Source organism: Serratia sp. CY47280, assembly GCF_052168655.1.
Classification (GTDB): Bacteria; Pseudomonadota; Gammaproteobacteria; order Enterobacterales; family Enterobacteriaceae; genus Serratia; species Serratia bockelmannii.
On record NZ_JBJNMG010000009.1, the window covers coordinates 52,833 to 67,856 of the forward strand.

Annotated in this window: 14 protein-coding genes; 4 read left to right on the forward strand and 10 right to left on the reverse strand. The window is 57.9% G+C overall.

Annotated elements, in window-relative coordinates; genetic code table 11:
- Window positions 1-5: 5 nt before the first annotated feature.
- Window positions 6-776 (reverse strand): ABC transporter permease, encoded by a 771-nt coding sequence (locus ACJ8J4_RS23080; RefSeq protein WP_004937535.1) that lies wholly within the window; start codon window positions 774-776, stop codon window positions 6-8.
- The gene (locus tag ACJ8J4_RS23085; protein WP_015379030.1) at window positions 773-1,696 is read right to left on the reverse strand and encodes an ABC transporter ATP-binding protein; all 924 of its coding nucleotides are present in this window, start codon (window positions 1,694-1,696) and stop codon (window positions 773-775) included. The genes ACJ8J4_RS23080 and ACJ8J4_RS23085 overlap by 4 nt, the downstream gene beginning before the upstream one ends.
- A 210-nt stretch (window positions 1,697-1,906) precedes the next feature.
- On the opposite strand from ACJ8J4_RS23085, the gene can reads away from it, so the two are divergent.
- Window positions 1,907-2,563, forward strand: a complete 657-nt coding sequence (gene can, locus ACJ8J4_RS23090; RefSeq protein ID WP_197836012.1) for a carbonate dehydratase — start codon at window positions 1,907-1,909, stop codon at window positions 2,561-2,563.
- A 38-nt stretch (window positions 2,564-2,601) separates the two neighbouring features.
- Here the strand turns inward: can and hpt are convergent, their stop codons facing one another.
- The 4 genes from hpt to cueO all read right to left on the reverse strand — a co-directional run bounded on the left by hpt (window position 2,602) and on the right by cueO (window position 5,450).
- A complete protein-coding gene (hpt, locus tag ACJ8J4_RS23095) occupies window positions 2,602-3,138 on the reverse strand; it encodes a hypoxanthine phosphoribosyltransferase (protein ID WP_048234659.1) in 537 nt (178 codons plus the stop codon).
- A 90-nt stretch (window positions 3,139-3,228) separates the two neighbouring features.
- Window positions 3,229-3,504: a type II toxin-antitoxin system RelE/ParE family toxin gene (locus tag ACJ8J4_RS23100; RefSeq protein WP_049208401.1), complete on the reverse strand. Its 276-nt coding sequence runs from the start codon at window positions 3,502-3,504 to the stop codon at window positions 3,229-3,231.
- Window positions 3,505-3,509: 5 nt separating this feature from the next.
- On the reverse strand, window positions 3,510-3,701 hold the full coding sequence (gene relB, locus ACJ8J4_RS23105; RefSeq protein ID WP_049208400.1) for a type II toxin-antitoxin system RelB family antitoxin: 192 nt from the start codon (window positions 3,699-3,701) through the stop codon (window positions 3,510-3,512).
- Window positions 3,702-3,806: 105 nt separating this feature from the next.
- The gene (gene cueO, locus ACJ8J4_RS23110; protein ID WP_264383746.1) at window positions 3,807-5,450 is read right to left on the reverse strand and encodes a multicopper oxidase CueO; all 1,644 of its coding nucleotides are present in this window, start codon (window positions 5,448-5,450) and stop codon (window positions 3,807-3,809) included.
- A gap of 217 nt (window positions 5,451-5,667) precedes the next feature.
- Between cueO and ACJ8J4_RS23115 the strand changes: the two genes are divergently transcribed.
- The 3 genes from ACJ8J4_RS23115 to speD all read left to right on the forward strand — a co-directional run bounded on the left by ACJ8J4_RS23115 (window position 5,668) and on the right by speD (window position 7,826).
- A complete protein-coding gene (locus ACJ8J4_RS23115; RefSeq protein WP_004937515.1) occupies window positions 5,668-6,015 on the forward strand; it encodes a YacC family pilotin-like protein in 348 nt (115 codons plus the stop codon).
- Window positions 6,016-6,140: 125 nt separating this feature from the next.
- The gene (gene speE, locus ACJ8J4_RS23120) at window positions 6,141-7,004 is read left to right on the forward strand and encodes a polyamine aminopropyltransferase (protein ID WP_043141308.1); all 864 of its coding nucleotides are present in this window, start codon (window positions 6,141-6,143) and stop codon (window positions 7,002-7,004) included.
- A gap of 27 nt (window positions 7,005-7,031) precedes the next feature.
- Window positions 7,032-7,826 (forward strand): adenosylmethionine decarboxylase, encoded by a 795-nt coding sequence (speD, locus tag ACJ8J4_RS23125; protein WP_004937510.1) that lies wholly within the window; start codon window positions 7,032-7,034, stop codon window positions 7,824-7,826.
- A gap of 32 nt (window positions 7,827-7,858) precedes the next feature.
- Here speD and yacL read toward each other — a convergent pair whose 3' ends face one another.
- The 4 genes from yacL to aceF all read right to left on the reverse strand — a co-directional run bounded on the left by yacL (window position 7,859) and on the right by aceF (window position 15,015).
- Window positions 7,859-8,221: a protein YacL gene (gene yacL, locus ACJ8J4_RS23130; protein WP_004937507.1), complete on the reverse strand. Its 363-nt coding sequence runs from the start codon at window positions 8,219-8,221 to the stop codon at window positions 7,859-7,861.
- A 139-nt stretch (window positions 8,222-8,360) separates the two neighbouring features.
- Complete coding sequence (acnB, locus tag ACJ8J4_RS23135; RefSeq protein ID WP_043141310.1) at window positions 8,361-10,958, reverse strand: bifunctional aconitate hydratase 2/2-methylisocitrate dehydratase; 2,598 nt, start codon at window positions 10,956-10,958, stop codon at window positions 8,361-8,363.
- 515 nt (window positions 10,959-11,473) lie between these two features.
- Window positions 11,474-12,898 (reverse strand): dihydrolipoyl dehydrogenase, encoded by a 1,425-nt coding sequence (gene lpdA, locus ACJ8J4_RS23140; RefSeq protein WP_004937500.1) that lies wholly within the window; start codon window positions 12,896-12,898, stop codon window positions 11,474-11,476.
- 233 nt (window positions 12,899-13,131) lie between these two features.
- On the reverse strand, window positions 13,132-15,015 hold the full coding sequence (gene aceF, locus ACJ8J4_RS23145; RefSeq protein WP_043141312.1) for a pyruvate dehydrogenase complex dihydrolipoyllysine-residue acetyltransferase: 1,884 nt from the start codon (window positions 15,013-15,015) through the stop codon (window positions 13,132-13,134).
- Window positions 15,016-15,024 lie beyond the last annotated feature (9 nt).

Below are 15,024 nucleotides of genomic sequence, written 5' to 3' on the forward strand. Positions count from 1 at the left end.
TACGATCAGCTGCGCAGGCCGCGGCCGCGCTCGATCAGGTACCAGGACAGCAGGTAAAACACCGCGATAAACGCCACCAGCACCGCCATGGTGAACGCCAGCGGCACATCGTTGATGCCGAGGAAACCGTAGCGGAAGCCGCTGATCATATAAACGATGGGGTTCAGCTTGGACACCGCCTGCCAGAATGGCGGCAGCAGCGACAGCGAGTAGAACACCCCGCCCAGGTAAGTCAGCGGCGTCAGCACGAAGGTCGGGATCAGGCTGATGTCGTCGAAAGTGGTGGCGAACACCGCATTGATCAGCCCCGCCAGCGAGAACAGGATCGCCGTCAGCAGCAGCGTCAGCGCAATCACCCACCAGGCATGTACCTGCAGCGGCACGAAGAACAGCGAGATGATGGTCACCAGCACGCCGACGCAGATGCCGCGCGCCACGCCGCCGCCGACATAGCCGGCGATCACCACGTGGGTCGGCACCGGCGCCACCAGCAGTTCCTCAATGTTGCGCTGAAACTTGGCGCTGAAGAACGACGAGGCGACGTTGGCATAGGAGTTGGTGATCACCGCCATCATGATAAGGCCGGGCACGATGAACTGCATGTAGCTGAAGCCGTGCATATCGCCGATGCGCGAGCCGATCAGGTTACCGAAGATGATGAAGTACAGCGTCATGGTGATCACCGGCGGCACCAGGGTCTGGATCCAGATGCGCGCGAACCGGTTTACCTCTTTGGCCCAGATGCTTTGTAAGGCCACCCAATACAAACGCGTCATGCTTTTTCTCCATTGCCGTTAACCAGGGTGACAAACAGCTCTTCCAGGCGGTTCGCCTTGTTGCGCATGCTCAGTACCTGCACGCCCTGCGCGCTCAACTGGGCGAACAGGCCGTTCAGCCCCTGCTCGCGCATCACCTCCACTTCCAGCGTCGAGGTATCCGTCAGGCGGCTGTGGTAACCGTCCAGCTTAGGCAGCGGGCTCTTCGCCGCCAGATCGAGGATGAAAGTTTCCGACTTCAGCTTGGCCAGCAGCCCTTTCATCGAGGTGTTTTCCACCAGTTCCCCGTTCTGGATGATGCCGATGTTGCGGCACAGCATTTCCGCCTCTTCCAGATAGTGGGTGGTGAGGATGATGGTGGTGCCTTGGGCGTTCAGCTCTTTCAGGAAGCCCCACATCGAGCGACGCAGTTCGATATCCACCCCGGCGGTCGGCTCATCGAGGATCAGCAGCTTCGGTTGGTGCATCAACGCGCGGGCGATCATCAGACGGCGCTTCATGCCGCCGGACAGCATACGGGCGCGCTCGTTGCGCTTGCCCCACAGATCCAGCTGATTGAGGTATTTCTCGGCGCGCGCCATCGCTTCACGCCGCGTGACGCCGTAGTAACCCGCCTGGTTCACCACGATCTGCAACACGGTCTCGAACGGGTTGAAGTTGAACTCCTGCGGCACCAGGCCGAGCTGGCGCTTGGCGTTGACGATGTCTTTATCGATGTCATAACCGAACACCCGCACGCTGCCGGCGGTTTTGTTCACCAGCGAGCTGATGATGCCGATGGTGGTGGACTTTCCGGCGCCGTTTGGCCCCAGCAGAGCATAAAAATCCCCCGCCTCGACGCTCAGGTCGATGCCGCGCAGCGCCTTGACGCCACCGGCGTAAGTCTTGGTCAGCTGCGCTAATTCCAGTGCATAATTCATATGTAAAATAGTACCTTATGACGATGAGTATGCCGCCGCGCCCCTGTTTGCGAGGCTTGAAACACTAACAATAATCCTAGCATCGACGGCGTTTTCACTGCGTCGAATCCGTGCGGTAAATGAGGTTGCACCACTGTTCCGATTTCCAAATTGTGACGCTTACCCTATATTACTCCAACGCAATCTGTTCGTTACGGGTCAATCACCTTCATGAAAGAAATCGAAGAGCTTATCGCCAACAACCAGGCCTGGTCGGCCAATATCAGTCAGGAAGACCCGGAATTTTTTGAACGTTTAGCCCAGGCGCAAAAGCCCCGCTTCTTATGGATTGGTTGCTCTGACAGCCGCGTTCCCGCAGAACGCCTGACCGGCCTCGAGCCGGGTGAACTGTTCGTCCATCGCAACGTGGCGAACCTCGTTATCCATACCGATCTTAACTGCCTGTCGGTGGTGCAGTATGCGGTAGATGTGCTGGAAGTCGAACACATCATCATCTGCGGCCACCTGGGCTGCGGCGGCGTGCAGGCGGCGGTGGAAAACCCGGAACTGGGGTTGATCGACAACTGGCTGCTGCACATTCGCGATCTGTGGTACAAGCACAGCTCGCTGCTGGGCGAGCTGCCGCCGGAACAGCGTTTCAACATGCTGTGCGAGATCAACGTCATTGAGCAAGTGTACAACCTGGGCCACTCCACCATCATGCAGTCCGCCTGGAAGCGCGGCCAGAAGGTGATGATCCACGGTTGGGTGTACGGCATTCAGGACGGCCGTCTGCGCGATATGGAAGTGCTGGCGACCAGCCGCGAGAGCCTGGAGATGGGCTACCGCAAAGCGATAGCCAAACTGAAGCAGGATAAAGGCGTATAACCCCGCCGCGGGCGCGGCTTGCCGCGCCCCACATCCAATTACTCGTCCAGCAGCACCACTTTGCCGACGTACGGCAGGTGACGGTAGCGCTGAGCGTAGTCGATGCCATACCCCACCACGAACTCATCCGGGATCGAGAAGCCGACATATTCGACCGGCACCTGCACTTCACGGCGCTCAGGTTTGTCCAGCAAGGTGCAAATCGCCAGCGATTTCGGCCCGCGCAGCGCCAAAATCTCGCGCACTTTGTTCAGCGTGTTGCCGGAATCGATGATGTCTTCCACGATCAGCACGTCTTTGCCGCGAATGTCTTCGTCCAGATCCTTGAGGATCTTCACGTCGCGGGTGGTGGACATACCGCTGCCGTAGCTGGAGGCGGTCATAAAGTCGACTTCGTGCGGCACGTCGATCGCGCGGCAGAGATCGGCCATGAACATGAAGGAGCCGCGCAGCAGCCCGACCAGCACCATGTCGCTGCCGCTGTCGCGGTAATGTTCGGTGATCTGGCGGCCAAGTTCGGCGATACGGGTCTTAACTTCCTGCTCGGAAATCATTACGTCTACAGTGTGTTTCATAGTATTCAGGTCAGTTGCCGGAAGAAAGGCGCAGAGTTTAGCATAGGCCGTTACGACTTGCCTCTCTCCCGGACAGGGGAGTTTTCTTTATTAAGGGTATTCCTGACGAGCGTGCAGGACACTCACTATTTCAATATGTGCAGCCAGCACGCGGTAAACCACAATGTAATTAGGATGAACAACCATTTCACGAGTCCCGTTCACCCTGCCAGGCCGGAACAGATAAGGATGTTCCGCTAACGGGATAACCGACTCTTCGATACGTTGCAACAAAGCCTCAGCGGCAAGTGGATTTCGCTCAGCGATAAAAGCCAGCAGCGTATATAAACCCGTTTTTGCTTCGTCAGTCCATTTAACGGTTAACATAAGGGTCAGGCCGATTTTCTTTTGGCTTTCGCCTGCTCGATAATGTGACGAGCACCAGCCATGACTTCATCATGGGGGATACGGGGGGTGTCGCTATTGACGGAAGATTCCACGGTGCTTCTGAACCAACGATCGTAGCTATCAGCCTGTTCTTGAGTCTCAAACTCAGAGACGATGGGATCCAATTTTGTCGGCATGACGCGCTCCTCAACAGCTGATATTTTAATCAGTATAACGGCTTCCTTTCATTGAACCAAGCGGTGGCGACGCGAGCGCACCGCCACCTGAGCGATAGGCCGCGATCAATCGGCGACGGTAAAGCCCATCATCATGCCGGTATCTTCATGCTCCAACAGGTGGCAGTGGGCCATATACGCATGTTCGCTGCTTGCCGGATGATCGAAACGCACCAGCACTTCGCTGCGCCAACCTTCGACGCGCACCGTGTCCTTCCAGCCGCTGCGATGCGCCGCCGGCGGTTTGCCGTTTTCCGACAGGATACGGAACTGGGTGCCGTGAATGTGGAACGGGTGCAGCATCATGTCGCCCTCACCGGAAATGGTCCATTTTTCATACTGACCCCGTTTGGCGGCAAACATCGGTTTGTTCATGTCGAAGGCCTTGCCGTTGATCATGTTGCCGTGGCTGAAATCGAACGGTTTGGCTTTGCTCTGCGCGCCGCCGTGATCCATCCCGGCCATCTTGCCATGACCCATGCCCTTCATGTTGCCGTGGTCCATGCCCTGCATGCCGCCCTTCTCCATGCCTTTCATGTCTCCAGCGCCCGTCGCGCCATGATTCATGCTCATGCCGGCCATCGCCTGGTGACCATAACGATCCATCAGCGCCTGCATGCCGAGCATATCCAGCTGCGGATCCATCATCAGCTGCAGCCAACGCTCCTGGATACCAGTGGTGGCAGGCAATGTCGGCAGCTTCACCAGGCTGTCCGGCATGGTTTTGATACCCTGTGCCAACGACGGCTGAATGCGCAACACCGGCAGCGGCTGATCGAACGGAGCCAGCGTCATGCCCATCTGTTTCACCGGCAGCGTCACGATATCGAACGCTTTCCCGTCGGAGGCATCCACCAGCACTTCAAAGCGTTCGCCCATCAGCATCGGCAGCTCGGTCAGCTTCACCGGCTCAGCCAGGAAACCGCCGTCGCTGGCGATAACATACAGCGGACGGTTGTCACTGGCCGCCAGATTCAACGAGCGGGCGTTGCAACCGTTGAGAAAACGCAGACGCAGCCAGCCGCGTGGCGCCAGATGTTGCGGATACTGCGCGCCGTTGGTGAACATGCGATCGCCAAACCAGCCCACCGCCGCGCTCATCACGTCCAGGCGGTATTCGATCTGCGCGTCTTTGCCCAGCCGCTTATCCTGCAGGATCACCGGAATATCATCCTGCCCCCAGGTTTTCGGCAGCGGCAGTTTGGCGCTTTCATCGTCTTCCAGCAGCACCAACCCCGCCAGCCCCATCATCACCTGGCTGCCGGTTTTACCGTGCGTGTGCGGGTGGAACCAGCAGGTAGCGGCCGGTTGTTCGACGGTGAAATTCACCGTGCGCGTCGCGCCGGGGTGGATCAGCGCCTGCGGGCCGCCATCGACGTCGCCGGGAATTTCCAGCCCGTGCCAGTGGACGGTACTGGCCTCCGCCAGGCTGTTTTTGATATCGACCGTCACCGGCTGGCCACGCTGCAGCTTCACCGCCGGCCCGAGCAGCGCGCCGTTGAATCCCCAGGTTTTGGTGGCGGCACCGGGCAACCAGCGGGTTTCACCCGCCTGCAGCGCCAGCGCAATCTTTCCCTGCGCGTCCGGCATCAACAGCGGCGGTACCGGCAAGGCCGGCCGATCGGCCGCCCAGGCGGCCCGGCTCCATAACGGCAATGCGCTCGCCGCGCCCAGCGCAGCGGTTAATTTAATAAAATCACGGCGTAACATCGCTGACTCCCTTTTCTCAGTGACATAACTCAATGCCGTCAGCCTAAACCTTCCCCCAGGCGGAAGGTCAAGCCTTTCCTGGCGGTATTTTAAGCTATGCCTCACAATCAAGAGAGTAGGACCGGCACGCGCGACGCCGGCCCGGCAGCAATAAAATTTGGTGCCTTTACAGGCAAGTGTGGTAACGTCAGCAGACGACAAACAGGCCTATTTCATGATGAAAAAAACAACGTTATCGATGCTGTTGCTGGCGATGCTGGGCTTCTCCAACGCCAGTCTGGCGCTGAATGAATCCGAGGCGGAAGATCTGGCCGATCTGACGGCGGTATTTATTTATTTGAAAAATGATTGCGGCTACAACGATTTGCCAAATGCGCAAATCAAACGCGCCATTGTCTATTTCGCGCAACAAAACCGCTGGGATTTGAGCAACTACAACAGCTTTAACATGAAGGCGCTGGGCGAAGACAGCTATCGCGATCTCAGCGGCATCGCCATTCCAACGCCTAAGAAGTGCAAATCGCTGGCGCGCGACTCTTTGAGCCTGCTGGCCTACGCCAACTAATTCCGCCCCTCTCCCCCACCCGCCTTTCGCTCTCTCTGTCTGAAATTCAACCGTGCATCGCCAGACAGAGTTAGCTATGATGTTGCGCCGATTTTTCATGGCTGTTATTACGGAGTTTCCCGCACATGACCCAGAAAGAAATTTGGTACGAAACGCTGCATACGGGCTTCGGCCAGTATTTCTCGGTAGAGAAGGTGCTGTACCGCGAGAAGACCGATCATCAGGATCTGGTGATCTTCGAGAACCCGGTCCTGGGGCGCGTGATGGCGCTCGACGGCGTGGTGCAAACCACCGAGCGTGACGAGTTCATCTATCACGAAATGCTGACCCACGTGCCGCTGCTGGCGCATGGCCAGGCGAAGAAAGTGCTGATCATCGGCGGCGGCGACGGCGGCATGCTGCGCGAAGTCAGCCGGCATCCTGGCGTGGAGCAGATCACCATGGTCGAGATCGACGCCGGTGTCGTCGAGTTCTGCCGCCAATACCTGCCCAACCACAGCGCCGGCGCCTATGACGATCCGCGCTTCAAGTTGGTGATCGACGACGGCGTCAACTTCGTGAATCAAACCGACGAAACGTTCGATGTGATCATCTCCGACTGCACCGATCCGATCGGCCCCGGCGAAAGCCTGTTCACCTCGGCGTTTTATGAAGGCTGCGCCCGCTGCCTGAATGAGGGCGGCATTTTCGTTGCGCAGAACGGCGTCTGCTTCCTGCAACAGGACGAGGCAATCAACAGCCACGCCAAACTGAGCCGCTACTTTAGCGACGTCAGCTTCTATCAGGCGGCGATCCCGACCTATTACGGCGGCATCATGACCTTTGCCTGGGCGAGCCAGAACCCGGCACTGCGCCAGATCGATCTGCCGACTCTGCAACAACGCTTTAACCAAAGCGGCCTACACTGCCGTTATTACAACCCGGCAATTCACGTCGGCAGCTTTGCCCTGCCGCAATATTTGCTCAATGCCCTGAACGTAACACGTTAAGCGAGAAGATAAAGGAGGTGGCCTAAATTGCATAAGCTAAAACTGCACGGCTTCAACAACCTGACCAAGAGCCTGAGTTTTTGTATTTACGATATTTGTTATGCCAAAACCGCGGACGATCGCGACGGCTATATCGCCTACATAGACGAACAATATAACGCCAACCGGCTGACCGAGATCCTGAGCGAGACCTGCTCGATCATCGGCGCCAATATTCTGAACATCGCGCGTCAGGACTACGAGCCGCAGGGCGCCAGCGTCACCATCCTGGTCAGCGAAGAGCCCATCGATCCGAAAGACGTCGATACGTCGGAACACCCAGGCCCGTTGCCGAATACGGTCGTCGCGCACCTGGACAAAAGCCATATCTGCGTACATACCTACCCGGAAAGCCATCCGGAAGGCGGGCTATGCACCTTTCGCGCCGATATCGAGGTCTCGACCTGCGGCGTCATTTCGCCCCTCAAGGCGCTGAACTACTTAATTCACCAGCTGGAATCCGACATCGTCACCATGGACTATCGCGTGCGCGGTTTTACCCGCGACGTGAACGGCGTGAAACATTACATCGATCACGAGATCAATTCGATCCAGAACTTTATGTCGGAAGACATCAAGGCGCTGTACCACATGATGGACGTGAACGTTTACCAGGAAAATATCTTCCATACCAAGATGTTGCTGAAAGATTTCGATCTGAAGCACTACCTGTTTAACGCGGAGCCGGAGGCGTTGAGCGCAGCCGAACGCAAGCAGATCACCGATCTGTTATGGAAAGAGATGCAGGAAATCTATTACGGCCGCAATATTCCGCATCTGTGATGGAAAGGGCGCGGCACGCCGCGCCCTGATGCTTAGTACTTCAGCATGAAAGAACGATAGGCCTTCAACACCAGCAGGAAGTCCTCAACGCCGCAGAATGAGAGGCTTTCTTCGTCGTAGTAGTTCATCCCCTCTTCCATTTCATCGCCCTCAAACTCCAGCTGATTGGCGCGGATCATCACTTCTTCACCATCCATCAGCAGCGTATATTCATGGCCTTCCAGCTGCCATTGACGCTCGCTGCCTTTGACCTCGGCCGCACCGGCTTCAATCCGGTCCAGCAGGTTGAAATCGCCTTTAACTTCTTCGTTGATCCAGTGGCCAATCGCTTCATGCCCCATCGAAAATCTGACGATCACCTGACCGGTGACGTCACGCAGAAATTCGTAATCCATAGCATGCCCTCCTGAGCCCTTTTTCTTAGTGTAAACATAAATGGCGGACTAACTCAGTGAGCGCTCGCAAAGTTGGCAACTGAGCAAAATAAAACGGGAGGCCAAGGCCTCCCGTTAAACAGTTGCGCAATATAGCGGCTTACACGGCGGTTTGGAAGATCACGCCGTCGGCTTTTTCGGTGTACTGCCCCAGCTGGTCAAAGTTCAGGTAGCGGTAGGTATCCGCCGCCGTCTTGTCGACCTGCGCCATATAGGTCTGGTACTCGTCCGGCGTCGGCAGGCGACCCAACAGGGACGCTACCGCGGCCAGTTCGGCAGACGCCAGATAGACGTTGGCACCGGTGCCCAGACGGTTCGGGAAGTTACGGGTCGAGGTGGAGACCACCGTCGCGCCGTCCGCCACGCGCGCCTGGTTGCCCATGCACAGCGAGCAGCCCGGGATCTCGATACGCGCACCGCTCTTGCCGAAGACGCTGTAGTAGCCTTCTTCGGTCAGCTGAGCCGCATCCATCTTGGTTGGCGGCGCCACCCACAGACGGGTCGGCAGCTGGCCCTTGTGCTGATCCAGCAGCTTGCCGGCCGCGCGGAAGTGGCCGATGTTGGTCATGCAAGAACCGATGAACACTTCATCGATTTTGCTGTTGGCCACGTCGGACAGCAGGCGTGCGTCGTCAGGATCGTTCGGCGCGCACAGGATCGGCTCTTTGATCTCGTTCAGATCGATGTCGATCACCGCTGCGTATTCCGCATCCGCATCGCCTTCCAGCAGTTGCGGATCCGCCAGCCATTTTTCCATGCCCTGAATACGGCGCTCCAGCGTACGGCGATCGCCGTAGCCTTCGGAGATCATCCACTTCAGCAGCACGATGTTGGAGTTCAGGTACTCTTCAATCGGCGCCTTATCCAGCTTGATGGTACAACCGGCGGCGGAACGTTCGGCGGACGCATCGGTCAGCTCAAACGCCTGCTCGACCTTCAGATCCGGCAGGCCTTCGATCTCCAGAATGCGGCCGGAGAAGATGTTTTTCTTGCCCTTCTTCTCGACGGTCAGCAGACCCTGCTGGATCGCGTAGTAAGGGATGGCGTGCACCAGATCGCGCAGGGTGATGCCCGGCTGCATTTTGCCTTTGAAGCGCACCAGCACCGACTCAGGCATATCCAGCGGCATCACGCCGGTCGCGGCGGCAAACGCCACCAGGCCGGAACCGGCCGGGAAGGAGATGCCGATCGGGAAGCGGGTGTGGGAATCGCCGCCGGTGCCGACGGTGTCAGGCAGCAGCATACGGTTCAGCCAGGAGTGGATCACGCCGTCGCCCGGACGCAGCGAGACGCCGCCGCGGTTCATGATGAAGTCAGGCAGCGTGTGGTGCGTGGTCACGTCGACCGGTTTCGGGTACGCGGCGGTGTGGCAGAACGACTGCATGACCAGGTCGGCGGAGAAGCCGAGGCAGGCCAGGTCTTTCAGCTCATCACGGGTCATCGGGCCGGTGGTGTCCTGAGAACCGACGGAGGTCATCTTCGGTTCGCAGTATTCGCCAGGGCGAATACCGGCGACGCCGCAGGCGCGGCCGACCATTTTCTGCGCCAGCGAGAAGCCTTTGCTGCTCGCGGCAACCGGTTTGGCGATACGGAACACGTCGCTGTGCGGCAGGCCCAGCGCTTCGCGCGCCTTGGTGGTCAGGCCGCGGCCGATGATCAGTGGGATACGGCCGCCGGCGCGCACTTCATCCAGCAGCACGTCGGTTTTCAGCTCGAAGTTGGCGATCAGCGCGCCGGTTTCGTGGTTGCGCACTTCACCTTTGTACGGGTAAACGTCGATCACGTCGCCCATGTTCAGCTCGGACACGTCCACTTCGATCGGCAAGGCGCCGGCATCTTCCATCGTGTTGAAGAAGATAGGCGCAATCTTGCCGCCCAGCACCACGCCGCCGCCGCGCTTGTTCGGCACGTGCGGGATGTCGTCACCCATGAACCACAGCACCGAGTTGGTGGCGGATTTACGGGAGGATCCGGTGCCGACCACGTCGCCGACGTAGGCCAGCGGGAAGCCTTTCTTGTTCAGCAGCTCGATCTGTTTGATCGGGCCGACGCTGCCCGGCTGATCCGGCACGATGCCTTCACGTTCGTTTTTCAGCATCGCCAGCGCGTGCAGCGGGATATCCGGGCGCGACCAGGCGTCCGGCGCCGGGGACAGGTCATCGGTATTGGTTTCGCCGGTCACTTTGAACACGGTGACGGTGATCTTTTCCGCCAGCTCCGGGCGCGACAGGTACCATTCGGCATCGGCCCAGGACTGCATGATCTGCTTGGCGTGCGCGTTGCCGGCTTTCGCCTTCTCTTCCACATCGTAGAAGTTGTCGAACATCAGCAGCGTGTGGGACAGCGCTTTAGCGGCGATCGGCGCCAGCTTTTCGTTGTCCAGGGCTTCGATCAGCGGATGAATGTTATAGCCGCCCTGCATGGTGCCTAACAGTTCAATGGCTTTCTCGGGGGTAACCAGGGGGGATGTCGCTTCACCTTTGGCGATGGCCGCCAGGAAACCTGCTTTGACGTAGGCGGCTTCGTCGACGCCCGGTGGAACACGGTTAATCAGCAGGTCTAACAGGAATTCTTCTTCGCCTTTTGGCGGATTCTTCAGTAGTTCGACCAGCGCGGCCATTTGGGTGGCGTCTAGCGGCTTAGGGGCGATGCCCTCAGCAGCACGCTCGGCTACGTGCTTACGGTATTCTTCTAGCACGACGTTCTCCTCGCTCTCATTGTCATTTATTGTGCCTGGCGTATATGCAAACCGGGTTTATACCCTTGGGGTTTCACTCTGTGGCTAGGCGATCGGCCCGTAAAGGCCCCGAAACGGTGATTGGGGCAAACAAGCACGGTCAAACAGCGTTACAGCATGAAAGACTGATGGGTAGAGCGCACGGCGATATTGATGCCATCTATCCTGACGGGGCACTGCTGTCGATGTCCTGGACTGTAAGGTACAGTGCCCGGTTCCGCTCAGCCAGCATATCAGGATTTGAAACGGTTGTTAATTCGTTCACATAAAAGCAACATTAAATCTTTGCTGAATCGTTGAGCGCAGCGTAATCGGCTGCCGGACAAACAGGGCATTATATCCACATAATTAAAACGGATATAAGCATGAGGATCGGAATTTGGCGCAGCGGCCACAAAAAACCGCGTTCTGCATCTGAGCAAAAAAAAAACGGCCCCTTCTCAGGAGCCGCTTGTTAACCGGTCAAACCAGCAGAATTACTTCTTCTTGGCTTTCGGGTTAGGCAGGTCGGTGATGCTGCCTTCGTAGATTTCCGCCGCCAGGCCCACGGATTCGTGCAGGGTCGGGTGAGCGTGGATGGTCAGCGCGATGTCTTCCGCGTCGCAGCCCATCTCGATAGCCAGACCGATTTCACCCAGCAGTTCACCGCCGTTGGTGCCGACAATCGCGCCACCGATGATGCGGTGAGTTTCTTTGTCGAAGATCAGTTTGGTCATGCCGTCTGCACAGTCGGAAGCGATCGCACGGCCGGAAGCCGCCCACGGGAAGGTGGAGGTTTCGTAGCTGATGCCTTTCTCTTTCGCTTCTTTCTCGGTCAGACCCACCCATGCCACTTCCGGCTCGGTGTAAGCGATGGATGGGATCACTTTCGGATCGAAGTAGTGCTTCATGCCGGCGATAACTTCTGCGGCAACGTGGCCTTCGTGCACGCCTTTGTGCGCCAGCATCGGCTGACCGACGATGTCGCCGATAGCGAAGATGTGCGGCACGTTGGTACGCAGCTGTTTGTCGACGTTGATGAAGCCACGCTCGTCAACTTCAACACCGGCTTTGCCAGCATCCAGCAGTTTGCCGTTCGGCACGCGGCCGATCGCCACCAGCACCGCGTCGTAACGCTGTGGTTCTGCTGGCGCTTTTTTACCTTCCATCGTGACGTAGATGCCGTCTTCTTTGGCTTCTACCGCGGTCACTTTGGTTTCCAGCATCAGGTTGAACTGCTTGCTGATACGCTTGGTGAAGACTTTCACCACGTCTTTATCTGCCGCCGGGATAACCTGATCGAACATTTCAACGACGTCGATCTGTGAACCCAGTGCATGGTATACGGTGCCCATTTCCAGGCCGATGATGCCGCCGCCCATAACCAGCAGACGCTCTGGGACGGTTTTCAGCTCCAGCGCATCGGTGGAATCCCACACGCGTGGATCTTCATGAGGAATGAATGGCAATTGGATCGGACGAGAACCTGCAGCGATGATGGCGTTGTCGAAGTTGATGGTGGTTGGGCCGTTTTCGCCTTCCACAACCAGGGTGTTAGCGCCGGTGAACTTGCCCAAGCCGTTGACCACTTTCACTTTACGGCCTTTCGCCATGCCAGCCAGACCGCCGGTCAGCTGAGTGATGACTTTTTCTTTCCAGACGCGCACTTTGTCGATGTCGGTTTTCGGCTCGCCGAAAACGATGCCGTGTTCGGCCAGCGCTTTGGCTTCTTCGATCACTTTGGCAACGTGCAGCAGTGCTTTGGAAGGGATACATCCCACGTTCAGGCAAACCCCGCCCAGAGTGGAATAACGTTCAACCAGAACGGTTTCAAGACCTAAGTCAGCGCAACGAAAGGCTGCAGAGTAACCTGCCGGGCCCGCCCCAAGTACCACGACCTGAGTTTTAATTTCAGTACTCATCATGACCTCTTAATTGATTGTCCGGCGGGTCAGACGTCATTTTTATTGCTAATCGATCTCATAACGCCCTTCATCCACCGGGACGCTTACACCGCGAGCAGTTTACAGAATTGTTAATAATCTGCAAAGCGTGTTCGAGTGACCCGTGTCTCAACAATTTTGTCGAGTTGTGCAAAATCCGACAAAACTGCTACAGAATCATCAGGGGCGCAGCATGCTGCGCCCCTTTTGCATTACATCACCAGACGGCGAATGTCGGACAACATGTTGTTGATGATGGTGATGAAGCGCGCACCATCGGCACCGTCGATAACGCGGTGGTCGAAGGACAGCGACATCGGCATCATCAGGCGCGGCATGAACTCTTTACCGTTCCAGACCGGCTCCATCGCAGACTTGGAGACGCCCAGGATAGCCACTTCCGGCGCGTTGACGATCGGCGCGAAGTGAGTCGTCCCGATGCCACCCAGGCTGGAGATGGTGAAGCAGCCGCCCTGCATCTCGCCCGCGGTCAGCTTGCCGTCGCGCGCTTTCTTGGAGATGGCCATCAGTTCGCGAGACAGCTCGGTGATGCTCTTCTTGTTCACGTCCTTGAACACCGGAACCACCAGGCCGTTCGGGGTATCTACCGCCACGCCGATATTGATGTATTTCTTCAGCGTCAGCTTCTGGCCATCTTCGGACAGCGAGCTGTTGAAGCGCGGCATCTGCTCCAGAGCGGCAGCAACGGCTTTCATGATGAACACGACAGGCGTGAACTTCACGTCCAGCTTGCGCTTGGCCGCTTCTTCGTTCTGTTGCTTGCGGAACGCTTCCAGATCGGTGATGTCGGTTTTGTCGAAGTGAGTCACGTGCGGGATCATCACCCAGTTGCGGCTCAGGTTCGCGCCAGAGATCTTCTGGATGCGGCCCATTTCGACTTCTTCGATCTCGCCGAACTTGCTGAAGTCCACTTTCGGCCATGGCAACATGCCTGGCAGACCGCCGCCAGCAGCAGCCGGAGCTGCTTCAGCGCGTTTCACCGCGTCTTTCACGTAAGTCTGAACGTCTTCGCGCAGGATGCGGCCTTTACGACCGGTGCCTTTCACTTTCGCCAGGTTAACGCCGAATTCACGCGCCAGACGACGAATGACCGGGGTCGCGTGCACGTATGCCGCGTTCTCGGCGAACTCGCCTTTGTCGTCAGCTTTCGCAGCCGGAGCGGCGGCTTTAGCGGCGGCCGGCGCCGGCGCAGCGTCCGCTTTAGCGGCTGGAGCGGCGGCAGCGGCAGGCGCAGCGCCTTCCACTTCGAACACCATGATCAGGGAGCCGGTTTTCACTTTGTCGCCGGTCGCGATCTTGATCTCTTTCACGGTACCCGCGAACGGCGCTGGCACTTCCATGGAGGCCTTGTCGCCTTCCACGGTGATCAGAGACTGCTCGGCGGCAACCTTGTCGCCCACCTTAACCATCACCTCGGTCACTTCGACTTCGTCACCGCCGATATCCGGCACGGCGACGTCTTTGGCCGCAGAGGCCGCAGGCGCTGCAGCGGCGGCAGGAGCTTCAGCCGCAGCCGGGGCGGCAGCGGAAGCGGCGCCAGCCACTTCGAACACCATGATCAGGGAACCGGTTTTCACTTTGTCGCCGGTCGCGATCTTGATCTCTTTCACGGTGCCCGCGAACGGCGCAGGGACTTCCATGGAAGCCTTGTCGCCTTCCACAGTGATCAGGGACTGCTCGGCTTCCACCTTGTCGCCCACTTTCACCAGGATCTCGGTCACTTCGACTTCGTCGGCGCCGATGTCCGGCACGGCAACGTCTTTGGCCGCAGCGGCAGCCGGAGCAGCTGCTGCTGCCGCCGGTTTTTCTTCCGCTTTCGCCGCCGGTGCAGCTTCCGCTGCGCCTGCCGCTTCGAAGATCATGATCAGTTTGCCGGTTTCGGTTTTATCGCCGACCGCCACTTTAATCTCTTTCACCACGCCCGCCTGAGGGGATGGCACTTCCATGGAAGCCTTGTCGCCTTCCACGGTGATCAGCGATTGTTCCGCTTCAACTTTATCGCCGACCTTCACCAGAATCTCGGTGATTTCGACTTCATCTGCACCGATGTCCGGTACGTTGATTTCGATAGACATTATTCAGTA